The organism is Paenibacillus sp. GD4 (assembly GCF_030846225.1).
Lineage (GTDB): Bacteria > Bacillota > Bacilli > Paenibacillales > NBRC-103111 > Paenibacillus_G > Paenibacillus_G silviterrae.
On sequence record NZ_JAVCYK010000002.1, the window covers coordinates 1,791,816 to 1,808,153 of the forward strand.

Genomic DNA, 16,338 nt, shown 5'->3' on the forward strand with positions numbered 1-16,338 from the left:
TACTTCCATTGCTTGCTTTTTTATTTTATAACAATGATGTTTCTAATCACTAATAGTCTGACGACTTCTTGACTAGCATAATTAAGACTTTTGAAATAGTCGAGATATCATTATTAAAAAAGTCGGCAAAGTGTTAGTTGCCCCATTAGCGGAGTTGATATGATTACTACGTAAGAGAAAATTATTTCTAGGGGAGAACAAAATGTCAGAGAAAACAAAATTCATCCGATTATCTCTTGCCTCTGTATTGATAACAGGACTATTAGCCTCGTGCGCGTCAACAGGGAAGGGAGGTAGTGATTCCGGAGCCCCTTCCGACGGGCAGACTGCGAATAATGCAACGAAAGATGCCTTTGAAGTTACTATGGCTATGCCGGCGCTCGGAGCTATCCCTAAAGATATGCAATTGGTTCAGGACGAGATCAACAAAATCACGAAAGAGAAGATTAACACAACAGTCAAAATTCTTCCGATTAGTATCGGTGCCTGGCAGCAACAGATGAATCTGATGAGCTCCAGCGGAGAGAAGCTGGATACGTATATCGCAATAGGCAGCACCTATCAGAACGATGTTGCAGCGGGAAAAGTGATTGCGCTCGACAGCTTGTTAGACAAGGAAGGTAAAGATGTGAAATCGCTGTTCGATGCTGATTACCTGAATAGTGCTAAAATTAATGGGAAAATCTATGGCGTGCCTCCTTTGAAGGATTATTCAACGGGGACTCCCGGGATTGCTATGAGAAAAGATTTGGTGGATAAGTATAAAATAGATGTGACTTCCATCAAGAACATAAACGATTTGGATAGAGTGTTCAAGACGATAAAGGATAATGAACCTACGATAACCCCACTTGGGGTAGGTATCGCCACAGCGTCCGAGCAGTATTTTACTTATGATAAGCTGGGAGACCGGTTTGGAGTCCTTCCTGGGTTTGATAACAACCTGAAGGTCGTCAACTATTATGAAACCAATGAATACGAGGATCTTTTGAAAAAGTTTAATTCTTGGTTTAAGGCAGGCTACATTAACAAGGACGCCGCTACAGTTCAGATAAACAGCCGTGAGCTTGTAAAAGCAGATAAAGCATTTTCATTTTTATTTTCGAATAGAATCGGAGCTTTAGAAGCTGAAAGTCGTTTGATTGGAAAAGAAATGGTGTTTGTACCGCTGATTCCAAACGCCTATGCAACATCCAGCGATGTTCTCTCAGGTCTATGGACCATTTCAGCCAATTCCACGAATCCGCAAAGAACGATGTTGTTCTTAAATCTGATGTACACCGATCCAAGAATTTCCAATCTGCTCCTGTGGGGGGTCGAGGGAAAACACTATGTACTGGGAGCAGACAACACTGTAGACTTCCCACCTGGTATAGACGCTAAGACGGTTGGCTATTCGAATGTGGAGTGGCTGATAGGCAATGGATTCATTACTTATCTTCACAAAACAAGTCTGGCCGATAGATGGAAGTTAACGCAAGAGTCGAATAAAAAGGTAATAAAATCAAAGGCGCTAGGCTTCACCTTTAATTCGGAGCCGGTCAAGAACGAAGTTACCTCCTTGAACAACGTGATATCGCAGTATAAACGAGCTTTGGAAACAGGCACGATTGATCCGGCCGAAAAACTTCCGGAGTTTAGAAGCAAACTAAAAGCAGCGGGGATCGATAAAGTGATTGCTGAGAAACAAAAGCAATTGGACGCATGGGCAGCTGCAAATAAAAAGTAATATTGCCGGCCGGGTCTACTCATAACCCGGCCGTTTCTATATGCTCCAAGAGCAGAAACATGTGAAAAAATGAACGAAGATATTCGCCGTTCCCCGAAAGGTTGATCATGCCATACTTGTCGTTAGTTTGCTCGTAAGCAAATACAGTGGATGAAGTCGGTAAAGTGCTATTCATATGGTCGGCATATTGGTAGTCCAGTTTGAGTTCTTAAGTTTACAATGAATTTGTATGAATGAACCGATGGGGGGGATCCAGCAAACTAAGGTTGCAATATCGTAGTAGGCAGTGCAAGAGCGTGCGTTGATGAAGGATAGGTAATGGGAGAGTCAATATATAGGAGGTAATTTCTAGTGAGGAACATTATAAATATAAATAGTGGATGGAAATTTACAAAGCAAGACGAAATACAAGCTTTACATAAGTCTTACAATGATGAGAGCTGGGAGAACATTCATTTACCCCACACTTGGAACGCAATCGATGGTACCAATGGATTTCACTATTATACGGGTGCCTGCTGGTATAGAAAAGAATTTATGGTTGATAGTTTAGCACAAGGAGACAAAGTATATATTGAGTTTAATGGTTCAAACAGCATTACTGATGTTTATGTAAACGGTAAACATATGGGACAGCACAAAGGGGGATATTCTACCTTTAGGTTCGATATTACCGAAGTAGTAGAGTTTGGTAAAACAAATCTATTAGCAGTTAAAGTTGATAATACAGTTGTCGACGATGTTTACCCTCAAAAAGCTGACTTCACCTTCTTCGGCGGTATTTACCGAGATGTGAATTTGGTTATTGTAAATCATGTGCATTTTGATCTTCTGGACTATGGCTCAAAAGGGGTTTATATCGTACAAGAGGAAGTAAATGAAGAAAAAGCTTCACTTAATATCAAAGCGAGAGTAACCAATACAAATGAAGAGGACTTCAAAGCGAGGGTTTGGCTTGAAATCTTTGACGCTGCAGGCCGTTTAACGACTTATCGTGCAAAAGAGGTGATTGTGTCCGCAGGTGGAACGACGGAGGTAGAACTACCTGCGATGATTGAAGCACCAACTCTTTGGAATGGGCCCCAAAATCCTTACTTATATGAAGCGAAGATATCACTTCAAAGCTTTAATGATACGATTGATGAGCTTTCGATTCCATTTGGGGTTAGATATTTTTCAGTTGACTCCGAAAGAGGCTTTTTCTTGAATGGAGAACGCGTGTTGGTAAAAGGTGTGGCGAGACATCAGGACAGTAAAGATTTAGGCTGGGCTATTACCGAAAAAGAGCAGATAAGAGATATGGAGCTAATCAAAGAGGTTGGAGCCAATTCGATCAGACTTGCTCACTACCAGCATGATCAATTTTTCTACGATTTGTGTGATCGGGAGGGCATGATTGTTTGGGCTGAAATCCCGTTCATTTCGCAGATGTCCCAATTTGAGCTGGAAGGGATCAACGCCAAACAACAAATGTTGGAGTTAATTAAGCAAAACTATAACCATCCATCGATTATGCTCTGGGGCGTACAGAATGAAATCCAAATTGGCGGGGAAAGACCCGAAGCGAGAAGACTGGTTAAGGAGCTGAATGAACTAACTAAAAAAGAAGACCCAACCCGCTTAACAACTATGGCTCATACATCATTCGTCGATATTGATGATCAATACAACTATATTTCCGATATCGTAGGATATAATAAGTACTATGGCTGGTATGGAGGTACACCTGAATATTTTTCCGAATGGATTGATGAGTTTCATCATACCAATCCTGGTGTTAGCCTCTGCATATCGGAATACGGTGCGGAGGGAATCGTACAATATCACAGCAACACGCCACAAGTAAAGGACTACACGGAAGAGTACCACGCTCTATTTCACGAAAAGCTATGGAAAATATTTGAGCAGAAAACGTTCTTAATGGGAACCTATGTCTGGAATATGTTCGATTTCGGAGCCAATGTTCGAGATGAAGGTGGAGTCAAGGGCAGGAATAACAAAGGTTTGGTGACCTACGACAGAAAGATAAAAAAGGACGCCTTTTATATGTATAAAGCTCATTGGAGTGATGAGAAGTTTGTACATATTACTAGCAAGCGTTTTGTCGATAGACCAGAGGAAACCATTACTGTAAAGATTTATTCCAACTGTCATGATGTCACCCTTTATGTGAACGGCCATGAGCTGGAATCTCAAACGAGTGATGATAAAGTCTTTATTTTCAAAAATGTGCAATTGCAAGAAGGAACAAATATTGTCAAAGCAGTGAGCCGTGAGACAAGTGGTCTGCTAGAGGATATTGCTGTGTTCAATAAAGTGGCTGAACCTAATCAAAGCTATGAATGCCCAGACGGTGGTGTAGGGCAGGCGGTAGCTAATTGGTTCACAATGCCTGATTTCAGTGATGTTGAGATCAAGGAAATCCACATTACGGATGATGTGTATTCGACAAGGTGCAGCTTCGGAGAACTTAAAGATAATAAAGAAGCCCATGCGGTGTTAAGAGAGTTTCTTGGTGCTTATGATGAGCACCCTATGTTTAATATGAAACGAAATATGACAATTAATCAGGTATCAAAAATTGCGAAAGATGTTTACCATGATAAATTGATGTATAAGCTGAATGAGAAATTAACCAAGATAAAGAAATCCTAAATGCAAGGTTAGAGGGGATGGGGTTGCCCCATCTCCCAATATCGTCTGGTCAGCATCATGAAAGCCGCTGTAATCGGCTTAATGATGCTATTTTTGCTGCTTTCAAAGCAAGTCGAAGCTCTTTCCAGACGACGTAGAAGCGCAATGGAGGGGCTTTTATTCTCATGTGTAAAAGCGTCATAAAAGTCGTAAAAGTTATATTCTATTAGTCGCCAAAACGTTAGTCGGCTTTTTCGTATTCATTTATTATGTAACTAAGGTCAGCAGTTATAATTACTTACCAAGCTTATGGGAGGGATCATCTTAACTCGCATTGGAAGGAAAGAAATGTAAGGGAAGATCGTTATGTGATTCATTGGCCACGGGTCTTATCTCTTTAGATAAGGTTAAGGAAAACAAGCACGATGACTAGGAGGATTTCCATATGGAGCAAACCGCAACGGCAGCCGCAGTGCAGGCCGGAGTTAAAAGCAAGAAAAAGAAAAGCAAATATCTCGTACATGCACCGCTTCTGATCATGATGATACCGGGACTCCTCTATTTGCTTCTCACCAAGTATCTTCCCATGATAGGTATTGTTATCGCCTTCAAGAAAGTGAATTTCGCTAAAGGCTTTCTGGCCAGCGAATGGGTCGGACTTGCCAATTTTGAATACCTATTCAAGACCACCGATGCATTCATCATTACGCGAAATACGATCCTCTATAATTTGGTTTTTATCGCGGTTGGTACCGTATTATCCTTGGCCTGCGCGATCCTGCTGAATGAGATCAAGAACAAAGTCTTAGCAAAGGCTTATCAAAGCATCATTACGCTGCCGCATCTTATATCCATGGTCATTGTTAGTTACCTAGTATACGCCGTGCTCAGTCCGGAAACGGGGTTCATGAACAATAAGGTGCTCCCGTGGTTAGGGATAAGTGACATTTCGTGGTACAGCGAAGATAAATATTGGCCTGTTATCCTCACCGTGGTGCATTTTTGGAAAGACGTTGGTTATTCGAGCATCGTGTTCTTCGCTGCGCTGCTGGGGATCGATGAGGAATACTATGAAGCGGCAAGGCTCGACGGAGCGAGCCGTCTGAAGCAGATTTTCCATATTACGTTACCGATTCTGACGCCGGTCATTATCATGTTAACCTTGCTCGCCGTTGGACGAATCTTCTATTCAGACTTCGGACTGTTCTACCAGATTCCGATGAATTCAGGGGCACTATTCAACACGACCGCTACAATCGATACTTATGTATTCAGAGGTCTGATGGGCAGCGGAGACATTGGAATGTCCACCGCCGCGGGCGTATACCAATCTATTGTCGGCTTCTTGCTCGTATTAGTGGCGAACTATTCAGTAAGGCTCTACAACAAAGACAACGCATTGTTCTAAGGGGGGGAATCAAATTGAAAAATGAAAGTAACGCCCTATCATGGTTTAGTAATATTTCGATGCTCCTATTCGCAGTGCTTTGTCTGCTGCCCTTCGTCCTGCTCATCTCTGCATCGCTGACATCGCAGGAATCCATCATTGCACATGGGTACTCATTCATCCCCGAAACATTCAGCACGGCCGCTTATACGTATCTGCTTGAAAGGGGTTCGGACATCGTCCGCGCCTACGGGGTAACGATATTCGTCACTGTTGTCGGTACGGTTGTTGGTTTGTCTATGTCGACATTGCTGGCCTATCCGCTGTCCCGGAGCGTGACACCGCACCGCAATCTGATTATGTTTATCGTCTTCTTCACCATGCTATTCCACGGAGGCCTTGTGCCTACGTACCTGGTATTTACGCAGCTCTTCCACATCAAGAATACGATATGGGCGTTAATCCTGCCCATGTTGATGAATGGGTTCTATATCATGCTGATGAGGACATTCTTCCAGACGACCATTCCCGCTGCATTGCTTGAATCCGCGCAGCTCGATGGGGCAGGCGAGTTCCGGACTTTATGGTCGATCGTACTTCCGCTTTCAACACCAATTCTAGCGACAATCGGTTTGTTTTCCTCAATATTGTATTGGAACGACTGGCAGTTAGGGATGATCTATATAACGGATCCTAAACTTTTCAGTATCCAAAATCTTTTGAACCGGATCATGCAGGACATTGATTTTATTCATACGAATATGAGCTCAGATGCAGGCGACGCTTTAGAGCAAATGCCTAGCGATTCGGTCAAGATGGCCATAGCCGTAATCGGAGTGCTGCCTATTCTTGTGGCGTATCCATTCTTCCAGAAGTATTTTATTAAAGGGATTATGATTGGTGCCGTAAAGGGGTAAGCCAATGAATCAAAGCAAATGATAAATCCGGGAGCGCCACAACTGTACGATAATAGTTGTGGCGCTTGCGCTTTCATTTCGTGTATGATGAAAGCATACAACCATGAAGAGCCCAAAGGAGCAGATGCCATGAACTTTCGTATAAGAAATTGGCGGCATAAGTCCTTGCGATTTAAGTTAATATCAAGTGTATTACTCATGACGCTTCCGCTTGTCGGCATGCTATTGTATAACAACTTTTATGCCATCCATACGGTCCGTGGACAAGTAGCCGAGTCCTATGAAAACCTTTTGAAACTATACATGGGCCAAATTGATGACGGTTTGAACGATGCGGATGCTTACATTCGTACATTGATAGACTCTGGATATGACGTGATATCGCTGGGAACGGCTGCAACAGATACGGATTATTACAGCGCGAAGGTGTATTTGTTTAATAAGCTCAACAAGGATATTTCCTTGCACAACACAATCAATTCTTTTTTTGTTTATGTCGATAATCGGCAGGAGTATATGAGTGTTACCAGAAACAATGATTTCGCACTTGAGGAAATGGATAGCATTGAGCACCAGATGATTGATATGATTCATTCCCGCCCCATTCCCAAAGGAAGCGCTTCGAAAAGATGGATTTATACCCAAATCGGCCAAGATAACTTCCTATTCACGTATGTGCAGGCCAATAACGTTTATGTGGGTGCATGGGTTAAGACGAACCATCTGCTCAAACCTCTTAGCACCCTTCAAATAGGGGAGGGGGGGGCTGTGCTGTTATCGAATAACCAAGGGAAGCCGATCACTGCTGCGAACATCGTTGATGAATATGAAATTGAGCTGCATTCAAACCATAATGATTATTATTTGTCAGGATCAACCGAGAAATTTCTCGTCTCAGGCGCCTCTTCCAAGAGAGGGGAATTCAATCTTGTAGCTCTTATCCCTGATGATTATATATTGGCAAAGCTGCCCTATCTTCAATCGATTGTCTGGTTTATTACAGTCGCATCCATTCTTTTTATACCAATTGGCCTGTACTCGATGAAACAGACGCTATTGGTGCCTTTTTTTAAAGTGCTTCTCACGATGAAGAAGGTCCGCGAAGGCGACTGGAGCAGCAGGGTCGTGTTAGAAAAAACCTCCGATGAATTTATGCTGCTTGGAGAAGCTTTCAATTCTATGATGTCGGAGATCGAAAGGCTTCGCATTAATGTCTACGAGGAACAGCTAAATAAGCAAAGGGAGGAGCTCCAGCGTTTACAGCTGCAGGCGAACCCCCATTTTTTCCTAAATACTTTGAACATTGTTTATAATCTTGCCAAAGTTAAGAATTACGAGCTTGTACTGGAAATGACCATGTCCTTGATTCATTATTTCCGATTTATGTTCCGAAGTAATACTTCTTTAGTGAAACTGAAGGACGAGCTTGAGCATACCCGCAATTATCTTAAAATCCAGAGCTTGCGATTCCATGGTCAATTAACCTGGACCATCGATGCTCCTGAGTATGTAACGGATACTCCCATTCCGCCTCTTATCATTCAATCCTTTGTTGAGAATTCAATTAAATATGCGGTGACTATGGATGAGCCCACCCATATTTCTGTAGAAATTGATTTTCTGGATGAAGAGACGGATTCCCAAATAAAAATATGCATAAAAGATACCGGGTCCGGCTTCAGTGAACAGGTACTGCGAGAACTGAAGGCAGGCAGAAGTGTTCAGAATGAACTGGGAGAGCAAACGGGGATTTGGAACGTAGAGCGACGCTTGAGACTTATGTACGGGGACAATGTAACGATACAATACTTCAACGACGAACTAGGAAGCGGTGGAGCCACTGTAGCAATCATTTTGCCTGCAGACCCGTCGAAGGAGGAAGAAACATGACTTATCGATTGCTTCTTGTTGACGACGAAATTCATGCCATAGAGGGTGTGAAAGCAGATTTGAATCTTAACAAGCTAGGTATTTCAGGTTTGTTTACGGCTTATAATATCAGGCAGGCTAAAGAAATATTCGAAAGGGAGAGCATCGATATTATGCTTTGTGACATTGAGATGCCACAAGGCAGCGGTCTGGATCTGTTAGCCTGGGTAAGGGGTCATCATCCCAATACAGCGACGATCTTTCTAACCAGTCATGCCGATTTCAAATATGCCAAGGAAGCATTGCAGTTGGGAAGTCTCGATTATTTGATGAAGCCTGTAATGGTTCAAGATCTAGAGCAGGCCATAAGGAAAGCGCAAAGCGTCATTGACCGAAATTCCGAAGCGAACAGGAACAGAATCTCCCATCAATTATGGATGAAACACCATTCCTTTATCATAGAGCGATTCTGGCTTGATTTGATCAACCACTCCATCCCGAGTCAGCCGGCCGCAATTTACGAACACATCGATAGGCACCATATACCGATCACAGACGACTCTTATTTTGTTCCCGTCTTGATCTCTGTCCAACACTGGAAGAAAGCGTTGAAGCGCAGGGATGAAAGAATATTGGAATATGCTCTCAAGAATTGTGCGGAAGAGATGATCATTAGCAACCATGGCAATGGCATTTGCTTTCAGCTTGATCGTGGAATTCTGCTGGTCATTCTTCACGGAGATAAGGAAGCGGTCTCGGAATGCGGTGAGCAAATGGAGGTCTATAGTCAATATCTACATGCCTGCAATCGTTATTTTTATTGTGATTTATCCTGCTTTGTCGGTGGAACCGTTCAAGTGCATGAGATGGCGGGAATGGTAGCGAAGCTAAGAACCCGTGATCGGAACAATGTTGCATTTCTGAACCAAGTGTTCCCGTATGACTATCAGGAGCTAGCGGAACAACCTGCTCAACTACCGGCACTAAGTGTGGTTTCCAGCCTTCTCAAGTCGGGAACGAAGGACGCCGTCTTACAGGAGATAGAAAAATATCTTGGTGATCTAGTGTCTAAACAAGAAATGGATGCCAAGATATTGCACCAATTTCACCAAGACTTTATGCAAGTGCTGTATTCATTTTTAAATATTAAAGGGATTCAAGCACATCAGTTGTTCGGTGATGAAGAATCCAGATCGATGTTGGAAGCCGCGGGACATTCTGTTTCCAACATGCTTGCTTGGGTGCAGCATTCCCTGGGAAAGGCGATGTACCAAACCGAGGTGGTTAAAGAGACGGATACGGTCATTCAATCGGTCAAGAAATATATCTCTTTGAACATTGACCAGGATTTATCAAGGGAAACGATTGCGGAGCAGGCTTTTCTGAATCCTGACTATTTGTCAAGAATATTCAAGAAGGAAACGGGATATACGATATCGGAGTATGTTTTGTATGAGAGAATTAAGCTAGCGAAGGAGCTTTTATCTCAAACTAATGTTCCTATAAGCTCCATTGCTTCCGCCGTAGGCCACACCAACTTCTCCCATTTTACAAAAATATTCAAGAAATATGCCGGAGTAGGTCCTACAGAATACAGAAATCAGTTCGGAAAACGCAGCTGACAAAAATGAACCTTACCTGGCCATTTATCAAGAAAAATGCAGAGCTGCAAAAGAGGCAGTACCCTCAAGTGGATTTTAAACTACTTTTGGGACGTCTCTTTTTTTTGGATACCCGGCCCTTTCAAATGGATTAAAAGCATGAAGTCGTAAAAACGTTACATATAAAGTCGTCAAAATGTTAGATGAGAGTGAAGGAGTTCGTTACGATGTACATATATAGATATCTCCAATGCAATAAATGATTGGGAGTACGGTATTCTATACAAAGCTGCCGATTCGAAATATTCACTGCACCGTTGTCGTCGTACGTCATCTCGTAACCCAAAGCCTAAGGAGGATATAAAGATGAATGAAATTCGTTCCGTCCTTACTACCGTTTACTATGATGAGAAAAATTTCAAGAAATTAGCCGAAGCTTTTGCTCCGGCCACCGTCACTCGCTTTCATAGAGACGATCACGAAGGCATACAAGAGGGGCTTAAAACCGCCGATGTGGCTGTGCTCTTAGGAGATCTAGATGAGCGATTCTTACAGGCTCCGTTGCTTAAATGGATCCACTGTGATCAAGCCGGATTAAACAAATGTGCCTGGCCGGAGATATTCGAGCGTGGATTACTTGTAACGAGCTCGGCGGGGCGGTCGGCCCCGGCGCTTGCGGAGCACGCGATGTTTTTCATGCTGGCCTTGGCATACCAATACCCGAAGTTTCTTGAAGCTCAGCAGTCCCACCGCTGGGGGGTACCCGGACAGCACGACCTGCGCGGATTGTATGGACGTACGGTTGGGATCATAGGTTTGGGACATACCGGCAGCGAGCTGGCCGTGCGTGCGAAGGCGATGGGTATGAATGTTCTAGGGTATCGCAGAAGCAGCGCTCCAACGCCCCCGGGAGTCGATTTGCAATATTGCGGTGAAGACGGGGATACAATTGATGAATTGCTTGTGAATAGCGATTTCGTCGTGTTGGCTCTGCCGCTGAGCAATGCAACTCACCACATGATTGGCCGACGGGAGCTCTCACTTATGAAGCCCTCTGCTTACCTAGTTAATATGGCCCGCGGAGCGGTAATTGATGAAGAAGCATTGACGGAGGCGCTGTATGCGGGACAGATAGGTGGAGCCGGCCTAGACACATTCACGAAAGAACCGCTACCTGCGGATAGCCCATTGTGGGATGCACCAAATACATTGATTACACCGCATACTACGCCTCAGGTACCCGATCGTATTGGCCGCTCTATAGATATCATCAAAGAGAATATAAGACGATATCGCGCAGGGGAGCCGCTGCAAAATCAATTGCGTCCGAGTGATGTATATACGCCGGACTTACATGCTCAAAGAATGTAGCGACTCGCAATGTAACTAGAGACTAACAATATCTGCTCAAGGCTCCGATCGTTGTGTTTCCTGATGGGAGCGGACAAGATTTTTCCGAAACCTCCGCAGTGTGTAGAAAGTGAAGAAAAATATAGCTAGTCCAAGGAATAGAACTCGATTGGGAGGAATTTTACGATGGAACAATACGTCAAGGTAGGCAATCTTCAGGTTGCAGTCGAGCTTTATCGGTTTGTGAACTCGGAAGCATTGCCTGGAACCATGGTAGTGGAAGGACAGTTTTGGTCAGATTTCGAACGACTGATCTCTGATTTGGTGCCTAAAAATAAAGCGCTGCTAGCAAAGCGAAATGAGCTGCAAAAATTAATCAACGATTGGCATCGGCAAAACCGGGAAAACTTCGATTTTAGCGAATACAAGTCGTTTTTGCAGGAAATCGGGTATTTGGAGCCGGAAGCGGCAGATGTTCAAGTAACTACCTGGAATGTGGACGATGAAATTGCACAGCAAGCCGGCCCGCAGCTTGTCGTGCCGGTCAATAATGCCCGCTACGCGCTGAACGCAGCTAATGCTCGCTGGGGAAGCCTGTACGATGCTTTGTACGGGACCGATGCGACGGATGATGAGGGTGGAGCGCAAATCACTGCTGCCTATAACCCCGTTCGCGGTGGAAAGGTGATCGCGTATGTTAGAGCGTTCCTGGATCAAGTGCTGCCGCTAACGGAAGGCTCGCATGTTGACGCTGCTGCATATACGATTGATGAAGGAGCACTATTTGTAACGCTTAGCAGCGGCGAGAAAGCGGGAATGAAGGAAGTCTCCAAGCTGGTAGGTTATCAGGGACAACCGGAAGCTCCGAGCGCGATCCTGTTTATCAATAACGGATTGCATTTTGAAATCCAAATCGACCGCAATCACCCGATCGGGAAATCAGATACAGCGGGAATTAAGGATGTCCTGATGGAATCGGCGCTTACGACGATCCTGGACTGCGAAGATTCGGTTGCGGCAGTAGATGCCGAAGATAAGGTGCTGGTCTACCGCAATTGGCTGGGACTCATGAAAGGAACCTTGTCCGCAACCTTCACGAAAGGCAGGCAGTCGATCACCCGAACGCTCCAGCCGGATCGTAAATACTCGTCGCCATCTGGAGAAGAGCTCAGCCTGCGCGGGCGTTCGTTGCTGTTTGTTCGCAATGTCGGACATCTAATGACCATTGATGCCGTGTTGGATGCCAACGGTGAGGAAATGCCGGAAGGCATCCTGGATGCGGTGATGACGAGCCTTATTGCCAAGCATGATCTGTTGAAGAATAGCGATTATACCAATTCTTCCAAGGGCTCGATCTACATCGTGAAGCCGAAAATGCATGGATCAACCGAGGTTGCTTTCGCAGGCGAGCTGTTTGACCGGGTGGAAGACATGCTTGGCTTGGAGCGACATACCGTGAAGATCGGGGTGATGGACGAAGAGCGGCGTACTTCGCTTAATTTGAAAGCCTGCATTCGCGAAGTGAAGGATCGAATCGTATTTATTAATACCGGTTTCCTTGACAGAACAGGGGACGAGATTCATACATCCATGGAAGCAGGCCCGATGATCCGTAAGAACAGCATGAAGTCGGCGAAATGGCTGCAGGGCTACGAGCAATCCAATGTAGCCATCGGTCTGGCCTGTGGGTTGCAAGGCCGCGCCCAGATCGGCAAGGGAATGTGGGCGATGCCTGATCGAATGAAGGAAATGTTGAAGACGAAGTTTGTTCAGCTGGAGGCCGGATGCAATACGGCATGGGTGCCATCCCCAACAGCGGCTACGCTGCATGCGCTACACTATCATCAAATCGATGTAAGAGCGGTGCAAAATAAATTGAAGTACAACAACCGAGACTACAGGGATGACATATTGGATATTCCGCTAGAAAAGAGCTGCAATTGGACGCCCGAAGAGATCGCACAGGAGCTGGACAACAACGCTCAAAGCATCCTTGGCTATGTCGTTCGCTGGGTAGATCAGGGCATCGGATGCTCCAAAGTGCCTGATATCAGTAATGTTGGACTGATGGAGGATCGGGCCACGCTGCGTATTTCCAGCCAGCACATGGCGAATTGGCTGCATCACGGAATTTGCAATAGGGAGCAAATCATGGAAACGATGAAGCGTATGGCTAAAGTCGTTGATGAGCAGAACGCAGCCGACCCGGCGTACCGGCCGATGTCTGAGGATTACGACCGTTCTGTAGCGTTTCAAGCGGCCTGCGAGCTGGTCCTCGAGGGCTACAACCAGCCAAGCGGCTATACCGAGCCGATTCTTCACCGTAGACGCAAGCAATTCAAAGCTATGAGAAAATTCCAAGAAGCCATTTTTGATTAATAGAGCAATAATAATTTGTTGGTAGATACGGCCCAATAATAGAAGGAGGTTTTCAGAGATGCCCATTGTCATAGCGTTTGGGGAAAATTCTCCGCAGTTGATCTTCGCGGTCGGGAAGTTGAAAGAGGCGATTGAGAGGACCGGGGAAATCGCAGAATATATACAGCTAGAGCAAGCCGCAGCGAATGCAGACATCATTATCGTTACAGGTGCCGACGAAGCCGCCACATTCGATGGAATAAAGCCAAATGGTACCCTGGGGCCAGAGGGCTTTGAAATCTATCGGTCGCTATACCAAGGGAAATCGACGCTGTTCGTCATGGCATTAGATGAATCAGGAGCGATGTACGGAGCACTGGAACTGGCTGAACAGCTTCGGCTCCACGAAGGAATTGAGCGCGTTTCGAATAGTGTAAGGAACGCACGATTTCCTTTTCGAGCGATCAAATTCAATCTACCCTGGTCCAGCTACCGGAAGAATGAATGCTTTACTAATCAGGTGGACACCGTTCGCGACCTTGCATTCTGGCAAAGGTTTTTAGACATGATGGCGGAAAACCGCTACAACGCATTAACACTTTGGAATTTACATCCATATCCCTTTATGTTTCGTTCGAAGAATTTTCCTAAAGCCACGCCTTTTTCAGATGAAGAGTTAGGGGGGTGGAGGGAGTATTGGACATCACTGTTTCGGATGGCCAAAGAACGTGGGATCGAAACGTATTTGGTGAATTGGAATATTTTTGTATCGGAGGCTTTCAAAGACCACTATGAACCTGAGGCAATTGATGATCAGCAGTATCATCACGGTGATTTCTATTCCAGCGAGCAAATTAAAAGATATACGCGCGAGTGCGTAACGCAACTCATGGAAGAGTATCCCGATCTTACTGGGATCGGCATATCGGCGGGTGAACGTATGAAGGGTATGTCCCCCCAGGAGCAGCAGGATTGGATCCATGAAGTGTATTACGAGGGGATAAAGCGGGCCAACCGGCCGGTTAAATTAATTCATCGAGCGCCTTTTTCGGTTGATCCCGCCATCGCGAGGAAAGTGATCGATAGCCAAGAATTTATACCAGAGCCTGTTTGGGTGGAAGTCAAATTCAATTGGTCACACGCGTATTCTTCCCCTAGGCTTCTGTTAACGCATGGGGGCTCCAATGGTATGGAGGGGTACTGGAATCCTCCCCCGGAAAAACACAAAATTACCTGGATGGTTCGAAACGAGGACTTCTTTACACTTCGTTGGGCGCAGCCTGAATTTATCCGGGAACATATCGCCATCAACGGGCAAGATTATGTGGGAGGCTATTATATCGGCTCAGAGTGCTTTATCCCTGGCAAGGATTATTCCCATGCCTCAGGATGTCCGCATGTGACTTGGACCTATGCCTTCGAGAAGCATTGGCTGTATTATATGTTATGGGGAAGATTGCTGTATGATCCTGCGACGCCTGATAGTGTGTTCACGTCGGCTTTGGGCTGTCGCTATGGCAAACAGGCAGGCGAGTCCTTATTAAAGGCGTATTCACTTGTTTGTGAAATGCCGAGGACGCTGGCTTCGTTCATCAGGTTTACATGGGATTTTACGCTTTACGCAGAAGGATTTATCTCCACTGACAAATCCGAATATAACGGGGGCAAGGCGTTTATTTCCTTACAGGATCTTCTTGCGAATCCTACATCTGATCCGACGTATTTGTCGATCAAAGCATACGTGGATCGGGTTTTGACAGGTCAGACCATGGACGGGTTTATCACTCCGCTTCAAGCTGCCGCTAAGCTGGAGGTGAATGCTAGGGAAGCCCTAGCGTTGCTGGACTCCATCCCGCGTACTGCTCCAACGACGCTTGATTGCGAGAAGGCCGATGTCGAGGCGTGGGCTCATCTGAGTCTCTACTTCTCGGATAAGCTGCGTTCGGGCGTTTGCTTTGAAACGTATCTAAGAACCGGAGATGAAGCGGAAAGGCGCAAAGCAGTTGAGTGGTTAAAAGCGCCGCATGCAGCTGGCCATTGGGAAAACTTGATTGCGGTCACGAAATCTCATTATGTCGAACAGCCCTTAATGCATTTGGGCAAAACGCCGTTTACTTGGGAACTCTTCCGCCCAAATCTTGCTGAGGATATCGAGTTTGCCGAAGGGAATCGTATTGAAAGTGCTCATTAGATAGTGAGAACGTTAACTACTACCCAAGATTTTAAGGCGCGGAAATTTCCGGTAATGTGATGGAAAATTCAACGAAAAAACCGTATAAAATCTCACTTTCATTACCTGTAAGAGGAGTAGTTGATAAGGTTATCCCATTTACTCAAGAAGAAATTAATAAGGTTACGAAAGCGGAAATCAACACTTCAGTCGAGTTGAAATCCGCGGGTATCATAAGCCCTCACGGAGTCAGCTTGTTCTTTTTTGGCTTCTTGCTTATAGGATAGAAGTCGTAAAAGCGCTAAACCTTAAGTCGTCATAAT

At 45.0% G+C, this 16,338-nt stretch carries 9 protein-coding genes; all 9 read left to right on the forward strand.

Features of this window, described 5'->3' with window-relative positions:
• The first annotated feature begins 202 nt into the window (after nt 1-202).
• The 9 genes from RAC89_RS30645 (at nt 203) to RAC89_RS30685 (ending at nt 16,036) form a co-directional block, all read left to right on the forward strand.
• Complete coding sequence (locus tag RAC89_RS30645; RefSeq protein ID WP_306617440.1) at nt 203-1,729, forward strand: ABC transporter substrate-binding protein; 1,527 nt, start codon at nt 203-205, stop codon at nt 1,727-1,729.
• A 351-nt stretch (nt 1,730-2,080) separates the two neighbouring features.
• A complete protein-coding gene (locus tag RAC89_RS30650) occupies nt 2,081-4,384 on the forward strand; it encodes a glycoside hydrolase family 2 protein (RefSeq protein WP_306617441.1) in 2,304 nt (767 codons plus the stop codon).
• A 424-nt stretch (nt 4,385-4,808) separates the two neighbouring features.
• Nucleotides 4,809-5,771, forward strand: a complete 963-nt coding sequence (locus RAC89_RS30655) for an ABC transporter permease (protein WP_306617442.1) — start codon at nt 4,809-4,811, stop codon at nt 5,769-5,771.
• Between the two features lie 14 nt (nt 5,772-5,785).
• Nucleotides 5,786-6,667, forward strand: a complete 882-nt coding sequence (locus tag RAC89_RS30660; RefSeq protein ID WP_373430093.1) for a carbohydrate ABC transporter permease — start codon at nt 5,786-5,788, stop codon at nt 6,665-6,667.
• 18 nt (nt 6,668-6,685) lie between these two features.
• Nucleotides 6,686-8,557 (forward strand): sensor histidine kinase, encoded by a 1,872-nt coding sequence (locus RAC89_RS30665; protein ID WP_306617443.1) that lies wholly within the window; start codon nt 6,686-6,688, stop codon nt 8,555-8,557.
• Nucleotides 8,554-10,158: a response regulator gene (locus RAC89_RS30670; RefSeq protein ID WP_306617444.1), complete on the forward strand. Its 1,605-nt coding sequence runs from the start codon at nt 8,554-8,556 to the stop codon at nt 10,156-10,158. The genes RAC89_RS30665 and RAC89_RS30670 overlap by 4 nt, the downstream gene beginning before the upstream one ends.
• A gap of 345 nt (nt 10,159-10,503) precedes the next feature.
• Entirely contained in the window at nt 10,504-11,508 is a 1,005-nt protein-coding gene (locus tag RAC89_RS30675; protein ID WP_306617445.1) for a D-2-hydroxyacid dehydrogenase, read from the forward strand.
• A 165-nt stretch (nt 11,509-11,673) separates the two neighbouring features.
• Nucleotides 11,674-13,866 carry a malate synthase G gene (locus RAC89_RS30680; RefSeq protein ID WP_306617446.1) on the forward strand — a complete coding sequence of 731 codons (2,193 nt, stop codon included), beginning with the start codon at nt 11,674-11,676 and terminating at the stop codon, nt 13,864-13,866.
• 25 nt (nt 13,867-13,891) lie between these two features.
• Nucleotides 13,892-16,036 carry an alpha-glucuronidase family glycosyl hydrolase gene (locus RAC89_RS30685; RefSeq protein ID WP_373430119.1) on the forward strand — a complete coding sequence of 715 codons (2,145 nt, stop codon included), beginning with the start codon at nt 13,892-13,894 and terminating at the stop codon, nt 16,034-16,036.
• Nucleotides 16,037-16,338: the final 302 nt, after the last annotated feature.

Coding starts and splice junctions, on each gene's coding strand:
- RAC89_RS30655 (WP_306617442.1), top strand. CDS start 4,809: ATGGAGCAAACCGCAACGGCAGCCGCAGTGCAGGCCGGAGTTAAAAGC.
- RAC89_RS30675 (WP_306617445.1), top strand. CDS start 10,504: ATGAATGAAATTCGTTCCGTCCTTACTACCGTTTACTATGATGAGAAA.
- RAC89_RS30670 (WP_306617444.1), top strand. CDS start 8,554: ATGACTTATCGATTGCTTCTTGTTGACGACGAAATTCATGCCATAGAG.
- RAC89_RS30680 (WP_306617446.1), top strand. CDS start 11,674: ATGGAACAATACGTCAAGGTAGGCAATCTTCAGGTTGCAGTCGAGCTT.
- RAC89_RS30645 (WP_306617440.1), top strand. CDS start 203: ATGTCAGAGAAAACAAAATTCATCCGATTATCTCTTGCCTCTGTATTG.
- RAC89_RS30665 (WP_306617443.1), top strand. CDS start 6,686: ATGATAAATCCGGGAGCGCCACAACTGTACGATAATAGTTGTGGCGCT.